Annotated in this window: 11 protein-coding genes; 8 read left to right on the top strand and 3 right to left on the bottom strand. The window is 74.5% G+C overall.

The window, feature by feature from the left end; genetic code table 11:
• Positions 1–3 precede the first annotated feature (3 nt).
• On the bottom strand, positions 4–2,409 hold the full coding sequence (locus Afe05nite_RS37010) for a hypothetical protein (RefSeq protein WP_203821966.1): 2,406 nt from the start codon (positions 2,407–2,409) through the stop codon (positions 4–6).
• Between the two features lie 212 nt (positions 2,410–2,621).
• On the opposite strand from Afe05nite_RS37010, the gene hisI reads away from it, so the two are divergent.
• Genes hisI through Afe05nite_RS36995 form a run of 3 tightly spaced genes read left to right on the top strand, consistent with a single transcriptional unit; the run spans position 2,622 to position 5,034 of the window.
• Entirely contained in the window at positions 2,622–2,984 is a 363-nt protein-coding gene (gene hisI, locus Afe05nite_RS37005; RefSeq protein WP_239118473.1) for a phosphoribosyl-AMP cyclohydrolase, read from the top strand.
• The gene (locus Afe05nite_RS37000) at positions 2,981–4,513 is read left to right on the top strand and encodes an anthranilate synthase component I (protein ID WP_203821965.1); all 1,533 of its coding nucleotides are present in this window, start codon (positions 2,981–2,983) and stop codon (positions 4,511–4,513) included. Before hisI ends, Afe05nite_RS37000 begins: the two co-directional genes overlap by 4 nt.
• Complete coding sequence (locus Afe05nite_RS36995) at positions 4,510–5,034, top strand: Trp biosynthesis-associated membrane protein (protein WP_203821964.1); 525 nt, start codon at positions 4,510–4,512, stop codon at positions 5,032–5,034. The genes Afe05nite_RS37000 and Afe05nite_RS36995 overlap by 4 nt, the downstream gene beginning before the upstream one ends.
• A gap of 53 nt (positions 5,035–5,087) precedes the next feature.
• Here Afe05nite_RS36995 and Afe05nite_RS36990 read toward each other — a convergent pair whose 3' ends face one another.
• Both Afe05nite_RS36990 and Afe05nite_RS44745 read right to left on the bottom strand, forming a co-directional pair.
• Positions 5,088–5,351, bottom strand: a complete 264-nt coding sequence (locus Afe05nite_RS36990) for a hypothetical protein (RefSeq protein ID WP_203821963.1) — start codon at positions 5,349–5,351, stop codon at positions 5,088–5,090.
• A gap of 2 nt (positions 5,352–5,353) precedes the next feature.
• On the bottom strand, positions 5,354–5,479 hold the full coding sequence (locus tag Afe05nite_RS44745) for a hypothetical protein (protein WP_275407540.1): 126 nt from the start codon (positions 5,477–5,479) through the stop codon (positions 5,354–5,356).
• 243 nt (positions 5,480–5,722) lie between these two features.
• On the opposite strand from Afe05nite_RS44745, the gene trpC reads away from it, so the two are divergent.
• The 5 genes from trpC to Afe05nite_RS36965 are packed head-to-tail and all read left to right on the top strand — an operon-like array spanning position 5,723 to position 10,989.
• Positions 5,723–6,526, top strand: coding sequence for an indole-3-glycerol phosphate synthase TrpC (gene trpC / locus Afe05nite_RS36985; protein WP_203821976.1), 804 nt, complete (start codon positions 5,723–5,725; stop codon positions 6,524–6,526).
• Complete coding sequence (trpB, locus tag Afe05nite_RS36980; protein ID WP_203821962.1) at positions 6,523–7,761, top strand: tryptophan synthase subunit beta; 1,239 nt, start codon at positions 6,523–6,525, stop codon at positions 7,759–7,761. The genes trpC and trpB overlap by 4 nt, the downstream gene beginning before the upstream one ends.
• Entirely contained in the window at positions 7,758–8,561 is an 804-nt protein-coding gene (trpA, locus tag Afe05nite_RS36975; RefSeq protein WP_203821961.1) for a tryptophan synthase subunit alpha, read from the top strand. Before trpB ends, trpA begins: the two co-directional genes overlap by 4 nt.
• A gap of 50 nt (positions 8,562–8,611) precedes the next feature.
• A complete protein-coding gene (gene lgt / locus Afe05nite_RS36970; RefSeq protein ID WP_203821960.1) occupies positions 8,612–9,778 on the top strand; it encodes a prolipoprotein diacylglyceryl transferase in 1,167 nt (388 codons plus the stop codon).
• Between the two features lie 17 nt (positions 9,779–9,795).
• On the top strand, positions 9,796–10,989 hold the full coding sequence (locus Afe05nite_RS36965) for an FAD-dependent oxidoreductase (protein ID WP_203821959.1): 1,194 nt from the start codon (positions 9,796–9,798) through the stop codon (positions 10,987–10,989).
• The last annotated feature ends 1 nt before the right edge of the window (position 10,990 follow it).

Here is a 10,990-nt window from a genome sequence, read left to right as displayed (position 1 = left end):
TGGCTAGAGGGCGAGGATGCGGTCGAGGAACTCGCGGTAGCCGCGCATCGCCATCCGCATGCTCTCGGTGTCGGGCGACGAGTTGCCGCGCAGCGGGTCGAGTTCGTCGCGTTCGGCCAGCAACGATTCGGTCAGCTCGTTGACCGCGTCGGTGAGCAGGTCGTGGGCGCGGGTCAGGGCGCGGACCGGGTCGTCGACGAACTCCGCCTTCACCTCGTGCCAGGCCGCCCGGAAGTGCCGGGTCGCGTCGTCGTCCCAGAACGCGATGTGGCCCGCCTCGACGTCGCCGGGGCGCAGTTCCGGCTCCTGCTCCAGCTCGTCGTCGGGCTCGGCGGCCCGCCGGCCACGGCGGACCGGCGCGGCGTCCTCGAGGCTTGCCGAGCGGTGCGGGGCCGGCTGCCGTGGGGCCGCGTCGTCCTCGTCCCAGGAGCGCCGGGCGGCCTCCTCGGCGGCACTGCGGACGGCCGCGATCGCCTCGGCCGCGGACGGCCCGAACAGCGACGGCTCGTGCTGGCCGGCCGGTGTCCCGCCCAGGCGCTGGCTGTCGGCCGCACCCTGGCTGTCGGCCGCACGCTGGCTGTCGGTCGTGCGCTGGTTGTCGGTCGTGCGCTGACTGTCGGCCACCCGCTGGCTGTCGGCTGCGTGCTGGCTGCCGGCCGAACGGTCGGCGTCGGCCGGGTGTGGGATTCCGGCCGGGCGCTGGGCGTCCGCCGGGCTCCGCGTCGCGGTCATGCGCTGGGCGTCGGCCGGGTGCTGGGTTCCGGCCGGGAGATAGGCCTCGGCCGGGCGCTGGTTCTCGGTGGAGCGTGCGGTCTCGGTGGAGCGTGCGGTCTCGGCGGAGCGCTGGGTCTCGGCGGAGCGCTGGGGCAGGGCTGTGCGCGGGGTCTCGGTGGCCGGCTCCGGGGCGTCGGCCGCGGCACCCGAGGTGGGCGCGGCCGGGAAGCGGGCGGCGCTGCCCCGCGGCGTCGGCACGCCGGACAGCGGGCCGGTGGTCGGGTCGGGCAGGGCGGGCACGTAGGACGGTGGCTGGCCGTACGCCGAAGGAGCGAACCCGGACGGACCCGCCGGACCGGGCGAACCCGGGAAGGCCGAGGACGCCTGACCGGGTGCGGCGGGCGACCCTGGCGAACCGTGCCCGGGTGCGGCGGGTGACACCGGCGAACCGTGCCCGGATGCGGCGGGTGAACCGGGCGCACTCGGCGAGGTGGGCGGCTGGTAACCGAGCGAGCCGAGCGAACCGGGCGACGCGTAACCGGAGGCGGCCGGGGAGACCGGCGGGGTGAAGCCGCGGGAGGCGGACGGGGTGAAGCCCGACGAGGCCGGCGGGGTGAAGCCCGAGGCGGTGAACCCGGGGGCGGCCGGGGCGCCCGGGGCGGTGAAGCCCGGGGAGACCGGGGTCGCGGAGATCGGGGCCGCGGAGATCGGGGCGCCGGAGGTCGGGTTCACCACCGGGTGGGTCGAGGTGGGCACGGAGGCCCAGCCGGTCGCCTGCCGGCGGCCGTCGGGGGCGGCCTGGTCGGGGGCGGGACCGTCCTCGGAGGGTACGGAGTCGCCCGGTGCCGTGAAACCGGGAACGCCGGCCCGTCCGTTCATGTGATCACGCCTGTTCTCGTCGGAAGCTTGCGCCGGGACCGTGTCGTCGGCGGGCTTGCCCGGTGCCGGGTCGTCCAGATTAGACGGCTCATCGGCCGTTTGCCGTTTCCGTCCGTTGAGTTCCGGGACACTGTGGCCGTTCGTGCCGGTCGGCGGCTCGTCGGTGGTGTCCCGGCCGCCGAACAGGAAACGCCCGTTGCGACCGTTCAGACCGAAGCCGCCGAACGTCCCGCTGTCCCGGTCCCACGGGTTGGCCCGCCGGGCCTCTCCGTCCTGAGCTGCCCGTTCGCCGTGGTCGGGCGTGCCGGAGTGATCGGCGTCGCCGGCCGCCGACTCGGTGACCGGCGGGTGCGGTGTGGTACCGGCGGGGGCGCTCACACCCGTGCCGTTGCCGGGTTCTGCTCCCGGGCCACCGCCGAGCGGCAGCGGTCCGGGGCCCGGCTCGGGGGCCGGGCCACCGATCGGCGGGCGCGCCTGGGCCGGGCCGGACGCGTGGGGGCCGGACGCGTGCGGGCCGGGGGCGTGGGGACCGGACACGTGGGGGCCGGGGGCGTGGGGACCGGACACGTGCGGGCCGGGGGCGAGCGGGACGGGGCCGCCGCCGTGCACGGGGGGCGTCGGCGGGGCGCCGGCGCCGGGCTCGGTCGGGTCGGTGTGGCGGGAACCGGGGGCGGTTCCCGGTTCACCCGGTCGGGCTACCGGGACCTCGGGCTGTTCGGCGGTGTCGGCCGGGTCGCCGGTTTCCCGATGAACCGGCCAGAAACGCGAGAGCCCGCGCGGTGGCCGGTTGTTGTCGGGACTTGACTGCGGCTCCATCGGTGTAAAGACTCCCGTCGAGAGGCGGTCCCACCGCGCCCGTGAGCTGCGCTGACCCTTGTCAGGTGGGCGGACGCCGGCGCCCTGGGCCGGGCGCGGCGCACGACGACGGTACCCTTCCCCGCCGTCCGGCACATCCCCCGTGCCCGGATCGTGGGCCCGCGCGTGGGGCGGATCGGAGTGTCACCCGCACGCGGTGGACAATCGTTGACGTGGCAGTGAAGACCGATCTGGATCCGGCCGTCGCGGCGCGCCTCAAGCGCGGTTCCGACGGCCTCGTCGCGGCGATCGTGCGCGAGCACGACTCCGGTGCCGTGCTGATGCTCGCGTGGATGGACGACGAGGCGCTGCATCGCACGCTGACCACGGGGCGGGCCACCTACTGGTCGCGCAGCCGCCGGGAATACTGGGTGAAGGGCGCGACGTCCGGCCACCACCAGTACGTGAGGTCGGTCGCGCTCGACTGCGACGGGGACGCGTTGCTGGTCACCGTCGAGCAGGTCGGCGCGGCCTGTCACACCGGCGCGCCCACCTGCTTCTTCGACGAGCTCCCCGTGTCCGGGGGCGAGTCGTGACCAGCGGTGCGGTGCAGCCCGGCGAGGCCGAGTTCCTGGCCCAGCGGCGCCGGGTCGTCCCGGTCATCCGCCGGCTGCTCGCCGACGGCGAGACACCGGTCGGCGTCTACACGAAGCTGGCCGGCGGGCCGGGCACCTTTCTGCTGGAGTCGGCCGAGCAGGGCGCCGGTCCGTCCGGTGCGGCCTGGTCGCGTTACTCGTTCATCGGCGTGCGCAGCGCCGCCACCCTGGTCGAGCGGGACGGGACGGCGGCCTGGCTCGGCACGCCCCCGCCCGGCGTGCCCACCGGCGGGGACCCGGTCACGGTGCTGCGCGAGACGGTCGCGGCGCTCGCCGACGGGCCGGCCGGCGACCACCTGCCGCCGCTGAGCGGGGGCATGGTCGGCTATCTCGGCTACGACCTGGTGCGGCGTTTCGAGCGGTTGCCCGCCACCGCCACCGACGACCTGGAGCTGCCCGAGCTGGGCATGATGCTCGCGACCGACCTGGTGGTCCTCGACCACTACGACGGCTCGGCGATCCTGGTCGCGAACGCCCTGACGGCCGAGGACGCCACCGACGCCGAGCGGCTGGCGGCCTACCACAACGCCGTCGGCCGGCTCGACGCGATGACCACGGCACTGTCCCGGCCCACCCCGCCGATGATCTCCACGGTGGAGCGCCGGCCGGCCGGCGAGCCGGTCAGCCGTACCGTCCCCGGGGAATACCAGAAGGCGGTCGAGGAGGCCAAGGAGGCGATCCGGGCCGGCGAGTGCTTCCAGATCGTGGTGGCGCAACGGTTCGAGCGGCCGACCGATGCCGCTCCGCTCGACGTCTACCGGGTGCTGCGGGCGACCAACCCCAGCCCGTACATGTATCTGTTGCGGTTCGACGATTTCGACATCGTCGGCTCGTCGCCGGAGGCGCACCTGAAGGTCAGCGCCGACGAGCGGGGCACCCGGCACGCGCTGCTGCACCCGATCGCCGGCACCCGCTGGCGGGGCGCCACCCCGGAGCAGGACAACGCCCTCGCCACCGAGCTGCTGGCCGACCCGAAGGAGCGTTCCGAGCACGTCATGCTCGTCGACCTCGGCCGCAACGATCTCGGCCGGGTCTGCAAGCCGGGCACGGTCGAGGTGCCGGAGTTCGCCCGGATCGAGCGGTACAGCCACGTCATGCACATCGTCTCGACCGTCACCGGCGAGCTGCGCGACGACCGGAGCGCGTTCGACGCCCTCGCCGCCACGTTCCCGGCCGGCACCCTCTCCGGCGCCCCCAAGGTTCGGGCCATGGAGATCATCGAGGAGCTGGAACCGACCCGCCGCGGCCTGTACGGCGGCACGGTCGGCTATTTCGGCTTCGCCGGCGACATGGACATGGCGATCGCGATCCGCACCGCCCTGCTGAAGGACGGCGTCGCCTACGTGGGGGCCGGGGCGGGCGTCGTGGCCGACTCGGATCCGGCCGCCGAGGAGACCGAGACCAGGAACAAGGCCGCCGCCGTCCTGGCCGCCATCGCCTCGGCGGAGACGCTGCGCGCGGCGCGATGAGGCGCCGTCTCTATCCGCTCACCGTGCTGGCGTCGCTGGCCGGCTCGGCGCTGGCGCTCTACGCGATCACCCGGACGTGGTCGGTGCACGTGATCCCGCGCCCCGGTATGTCCGGCCTGCGGGAGTCCCGCACCGGCACCGACGTGCAGCCGTGGGTGACCGGCCTGGCCGTGGTGGCCCTGGCCGGTACGGGCGCGCTGCTGGCCACGTCGGGCTGGGCGAGGCGGGCCCTCGGCGTCCTGCTGTCCCTGGCCGGGCTGGGGGTGACGATCGGCGCGATCGCCGGCCGGGTCGGCCTCGACCCCGGTTCGGCCGGTGCCGGCGGCACGCTGTGGCCGGTCGGCTGCGCGGCCGGCGGCCTGATCGTCCTGGCCGGCGGGCTGAGCACGCTGGCTCGGGGGCACGAGTGGCCGGGCATGTCGGCCCGTTACGAGCGCAAGCCGGTCGCGACGGCCCCGGCCCCCGCCGACCACCGGGCCGCCTGGGACGCCCTCGACCGGGGCGACGACCCCACCGGCTGACCCCGTTCGGCGTACGCCGTTCGGCGTACCCCGGGGGATTTGTCGGCCGGGGGTCAGCGGGCTTCGACCAGCTTGCGGGGGCGGCTGCGCAGGCGCGACGCCACCTCGCGGGTCAGGTCGGCACGGGCCTGGTTGCGGGCCTGGTCGGCGAGCATCGCGAAGTAGGCGTTGTCCCGGGCCGTGGGGACCTTGGCCGGGCCCACCACCGCGCGCTGGACGTTCGTCACCAGGTGGGCCGCCACCGAGACGAGAGCCCGGGACACCTCGGCGAGGGCCGGCGCCGGGAGGGCGGCCGGGGAGTGCTGGCTGTCGGACACGGTCAACTCCACGTCGATGTCAACTCCACGTCGTCGTTTCCGCCGGGGACGGCTCCAGTCTGCCGGGTGATCAGCTTGACCGACTCGTATTTCCGCTGCATGACGTAGCCGTGGACGGGAGTCGCCATCCCCCGATCAGATGAGGTCGCCCAGCATGTGGACCGGCGCGCCCGGCGCGGCTGTGACCGAAGTGACAGGTGGGCGCGAGGCCGGCGGCATTATGCCCCAGCCCAACTGGTGAGGCTCGCCATACCCCGGGCGGGCGGGGAGGACCGCGACCTCCTAGCATCGGTCGGAGGACACCCGGAGAGGGGAGTCATTACGTGACATCCGATCAGCAGGCGGAAGCGGGCACTGGCGGGCCGCAGAACGTGCTGGAGGAGATCCTCGCCGGAGTGCGCGAGGACGTGGCGGCACGGCAGGAGAAGGTGCCGCTGGAGCAGGTTCGGGAACTTGCCGCGGCGGCGCCACCGGCGATCGACGGCTACGCGGCGCTGCGTAAGCCCGGGGTGGCGGTGATCGCTGAGGTCAAGCGGTCGTCGCCGTCGAAGGGCGCGCTCGCCGACATCCCCGACCCGGCCGACCTGGCCGGGGAGTACGCGGCGGGCGGCGCCCGCTGCATCAGCGTGCTCACCGAGGGCCGATGGTTCGGCGGCTCGCTCGCCGACCTGGCCGCGGTCCGGCAGTCGGTGCGCATCCCGGTGCTCCGCAAGGACTTCGTGATCTCCAGTTATCAAGTGCACGAGGCCCGGGCCCACGGCGCCGACCTCGTGCTGCTCATCGTGGCCGCACTGGAGCAGAACGTGCTGGTCGGCCTGCTCGAGCGCATCGAGTCGCTCGGCATGACCGCCCTCGTCGAAGTGCACAACGAGGAGGAGGCCGACCGGGCACTGGAGGCGAACGCCAAGGTGATCGGGGTGAACGCCCGGGACCTGCGCACGCTCGAGGTCGACCGGTCGGTGTTCGAGCGCATCGCGCCCGGGCTGCCGAACAACGTCGTCAAGATCGCCGAGTCGGGGGTGCGGGGTCCGCACGACCTGATCCGGTACGCGTCCGCCGGTGCCGACGCGGTGCTGGTGGGCGAGGGCCTGGTGACCCAGAAGTCGCCGCGCGACGCGGTCGCCGAGCTGGTCAACGCCGGCAACCACCCTGCGACCCCGAGGCCGGTGCGATGACGTCGGTTCTGCCCGACCTGGCCGGGCACTTCGGCCGCTACGGCGGCCGGTTCGTGCCGGAGGCCCTGGTCCGTGCCCTGGACGAGCTCGAGACGGCCTACCGCGAGGCGAAGACCGATCCGGAGTTCCAGGCGGAGTTCCAGGATCTGCTCCTCAACTACGCGGGCACGCCCTCGCTGCTCTACCCGGCCAAGCGGCTCAGCGCCAAGGCCGGCGCGGAGATCCTGCTCAAGCGGGAGGATCTCAACCACACCGGCGCGCACAAGGTGCGCAACGTCCTCGGCCAGGCTCTGCTGGCCAAGCGGATGGGCAAGCCGCGGGTGATCGCCGAGACCGGTGCCGGCCAGCACGGCGTGGCCAGCGCGACCGCGGCCGCCCTGCTCGACCTCGAGTGCGTGGTCTACATGGGGGAGACCGACACCGAGCGGCAGGCGCTGAACGTGGCCCGGATGCGGATGCTCGGCGCCACCGTCGTCCCGGTGACGAACGGCTCGCGCACCCTCAAGGACGCGCTCAACGAGGCCCTGCGGGACTGGGTCGCCTCCGTCGACACCACGCACTACCTGCTCGGCACGGCGGCCGGCCCGCACCCGTTCCCGGAGATCGTCCGCGACTTCGTGGGCGGCATCGGGGTGGAGGCGCGGCAGCAGTGCCTCGACCAGATCGGGCGGCTGCCCGACGTGGTCGCGGCCTGCGTCGGCGGCGGCTCCAACGCGATCGGGATCTTCCACGCGTTCGTGCCCGACGAGGGGGTCGCCCTCTACGGCTTCGAGGCGGGCGGCGACGGCGTCCGGACCGGCCGGCACGCGGCGTCGATCACCGGCGGCTCGGTCGGGGTGCTGCACGGCGCCCGGACGTACGTGCTGCAGGACGACGACGGCCAGACGGTCGAGTCGCACTCGATCTCGGCGGGTCTCGACTACCCCGGCGTCGGCCCGGAGCACGCCTGGCTGCACGACACCGGCCGGGCGGAGTACGAGCCGGTGACCGACGCCGAGGCGATGTCCGCGTTCCAGCTGCTGTGCCGCACCGAGGGGATCATCCCGGCGATCGAGAGCGCGCACGCGGTGGCCGGGGCGATCCGGATCATCCCGGCGCTGACCGCGGAGCTCGGCCGCGAGCCGACCATCCTGATCAACCTCTCCGGCCGGGGTGACAAGGACGTGCACACCGCAGGCGCCTACTTCGGCATCCTCGACGAGGTCGAGACGCTGGTCCCGGGGGAGCAGGAGTGAGCATCTCGGAGATCTTCCACAAGGCGCGGGCGGAGGACCGGTCGGTCCTGATCGGCTGCATGCCGGCCGGCTTCCCGACCGTCGACGACAGCATCGCCTCGATGATCGCGATGCACGAGGCCGGCTGCGACGTCGTCGAGGTCGAGCTGCCCTACTCCGACCCGGTGATGGACGGCCCGGTCATCCAGAAGGCCAGTGACATCGCGCTCGCCGCCGGCGTGCGCACCCGCGACACGCTGCGGATCATCGAGGCCGTCGCGAACGCCGGCGTGCCGGTCGTGCTGATGACCTACTGGAACCCCGTCGAGAAGTACGGGGTGAACGCGTTCGCCCGCGACCTCGCCGCGGCGGGTGCCACCGGCATGATCACGCCCGACCTGATCCCGGACGAGGCCGAGGAGTGGCTGGCCGCGTCCGACGAGCAGGGCATCGACCGGACGTTCCTGGTCTCGCCCTCCTCGACCGACGAGCGGATCGCCATGACCGTGGCGAACTGCCGGGGCTTCGTCTACGCCACCGCGCTGATGGGCGTCACCGGCGCCCGTACCTCGGTGTCGCGGCAGGCCCCCGACCTGGTCGAGCGGATCCGGCAGGCCGACCGTGACCTGCCGGTCGGCGTCGGCCTGGGGGTCGGCAACGGCAAGCAGGCGGCCGAGGTGGCCGGCTTCGCCGACGGCGTGATCGTCGGCAGCGCCCTGATCCGGTGTGTCCTGGACGCGCCCGACCGCGAGACCGGGCTGTCCCGGTTGCGCGCGCTCAGCGCGGAACTGTCCGAGGGCGTGCGTAACCCGGAAAAGTAGGCCTGCCCTGAGCGACCACGGCGAGCGGCACGACGGTAGCGTGTGCACCCGTGAACCTCGCCGCGATCCCGAGTCCGACAACGTCCGTCTGGCACGTGCTCGGCCTGCCCGTCCGGGCTTATGCGCTCTGCATCGTCCTGGGCATCGTCGTCGCCGTGCTGCTCATGGAGCAGCGACTGCGGCACCGTGGAGTGGCGCCGTGGGCGTCGCTCGACATGGCGGTGTGGGCGGTGCCGTTCGGCATCCTCGGAGCCCGGGTCTACCACCTGATCACCTCGCCGCAGGACTACTTCGGGGCCGGCGGTGACCCGATCCGGGCCTTCTACATCTGGGAGGGCGGCCTCGGCATCTGGGGAGCGGTGGCCGGTGGGGCGGTCGGCGCCTGGATCGCCGCGCGTCAGCTCGGCCTGCCGTTCGCGATCTTCGCCGACTCGCTCGCCCCGGCGCTGCCGGTCGCGCAGGCCCTCGGCCGGTTCGGCAACTGGTTCAACAACGAGCTCTACGGCAAGGCCACCACGCTGCCGTGGGGCCTGCGGGTGCACGACATGGACACGTCCAACCCGGGGCACGCCACGGTGATCGACGGTGAGGCGGTCACCAAGGCCGGGCTCTACCACCCGACGTTCCTCTACGAGGCGGTCTGGGACCTCGGCGTCGGCGGGCTGGTCTGGTGGCTGGACCGCAAGTACAAGTTCGGCCGGGGCCGCGCCTTCGCGCTCTACGTGATGGCCTACACCGCCGGGCGCTGCTGGATCGAGGCGTTGCGGATCGACGAGGCCAACCACATCTTCGGCATCCGGCTCAACGTGTTCACCGCGATCGTGGTGTTCCTCCTGGCGCTCGCCTACTTCCTGGTCGTCCGCGGCCCCCGCGCCTACGTGGTGCCGGAGGACGCGCCCGACGCCCCGCTCACGCCGGCCGCCGACGGGGCCGGGCCGGGCGAGGACGGCGAGCCGCAGCGGGCCCCGAAGAGCTACCAGGTGGTCAGCGAGTCCCGGTTCGAGGCCTATCAGCGCACCGGTGTGCTCCCCCCGGACACCGAGCAGGACGTGGCGCTGGAGGTCGCGGCGGGGGCCCACCCGCACGACGCCGCCGACCCGGCCGGGCCCGCCGGGGTGGGCGAGGCCGTGCTGGCCACCGGTGCCGCCGCCGGCACCGGGCCGGAGGGCAAGTCCGGCGGGGACGCCGGACCCGCCGGCAAGAACGACGAGAACTGACCCGCGGGCCGGTCGGCGTGCGCACAGCGGTCGTGGTGGGCGCGGGGATGGCCGGACTGGCCACCGCCGGCGCCCTGGCGCGGGCCGGCTGGCGGGTGGTCCTGCTCGAACGGGGTGAGCGGGTCGCCGCGCCGCCCACCGCTCTGGTGCTGTGGTCGAACGGCCGGCGCGCCCTCGAGGCCCTCGACCCCGACGGCGGCTGGTCGGCGATCGCGTCCCCGCTGCCGGACGGCGGGGTGCGCCGCCCCGACGGCCAGTGGCTGGTGGCCCCGCGGACCCGCGCCGGCGCCGGCGGTCCCGCGCCCGCCGTCGTGCACCTGGAGGATCTGTACGACGCGCTGGTCGCCGGGCTCGGCGAGGGCGTGGAGATCCGTACCGGCTTCGCCGTGACCGCGGTGCGCACCGGCCGCCGGCAGCGTCCCGCCGTGGGCGACGGCCGCACCTGGGTCGAGGCCGACCTGGTGGTCGCGGCCGACGGCATCGACAGCCCGATCCGGCGGGCCCTGGCGCCCGAGTCGGCGGCCGTCGGTTCCGGGTTCGCCGACTGGCAGGCGGTCATCCCCGGCTACCGGGTGCCGCGTCTGACGCCGGAGCAGGCGGCCGGTGGTGAGACCCTGGGCGCCGGTTACCGGTTCGTCGCCATGCCGCTCGGCGAGCGGGCGGCCGGCAGGGGCGGCGTCTACTGGGTGGCGACCGCCGCCGGGGCGCCCCGGCCCGAGTCACCCGCCACCCAGCTGGCCCTGCTGCGGCGGTGGTTCGCCGACTGGCCCGCGCCGGTGGGTGAGCTGCTGGCCGCGACCCACGCCGAGGACCTGGTCCAGCACGAGGTGCGCGAGCTGCGTCCGCTGCCGCGGGCGTACGGGTTCGCCTCCGGGCCGGGCGGTGTCGTGCTGCTCGGCGACGCCGCCCACGCCATGCCCCATCACCTGGGTCAGGGCGCGTGCCTGGCGTTCGAGGACGCGGCCACGCTGCGCGCGCTGGTCGCCGACACCGAGCCGGGCCCCGGCCTGGTCGCGGCGATCGAGGCGTACAGCCGCACCCGGCGGCCCCGCACCACCACCGTCGTGCGCCAGACCCGCCGCATGTCGGCCGTCGTGCAGGCCCGGGGGCGGCTCGCCCTGCGGGCCCGCGACGCCGCGCTCAACCACATGCGGCCGCGGATTCTCGGCAACCACACCCGGCTCGAGGCGGACTGGCTCCCGCCGGAATAGC

Origin of the sequence: Paractinoplanes ferrugineus, assembly GCF_016862195.1 — a bacterium.
GTDB lineage: Bacteria > Actinomycetota > Actinomycetes > Mycobacteriales > Micromonosporaceae > Actinoplanes > Actinoplanes ferrugineus.
The sequence above is the reverse complement of the archived record's forward strand: the minus strand, read 5'-3'. Positions and strand labels throughout refer to the sequence as shown.

What these genes read in the sequence shown, in the direction of transcription:
- Afe05nite_RS37010 (WP_203821966.1), bottom strand. Translation starts at nt 2,409, where the DNA reads ATGGAGCCGCAGTCAAGTCCCGACAACAACCGGCCACCGCGCGGGCTC.
- Afe05nite_RS36995 (WP_203821964.1), top strand. Translation starts at nt 4,510, where the DNA reads ATGAGGCGCCGTCTCTATCCGCTCACCGTGCTGGCGTCGCTGGCCGGC.
- Afe05nite_RS44745 (WP_275407540.1), bottom strand. Translation starts at nt 5,479, where the DNA reads ATGGCGACTCCCGTCCACGGCTACGTCATGCAGCGGAAATACGAGTCG.
- trpB (WP_203821962.1), top strand. Translation starts at nt 6,523, where the DNA reads ATGACGTCGGTTCTGCCCGACCTGGCCGGGCACTTCGGCCGCTACGGC.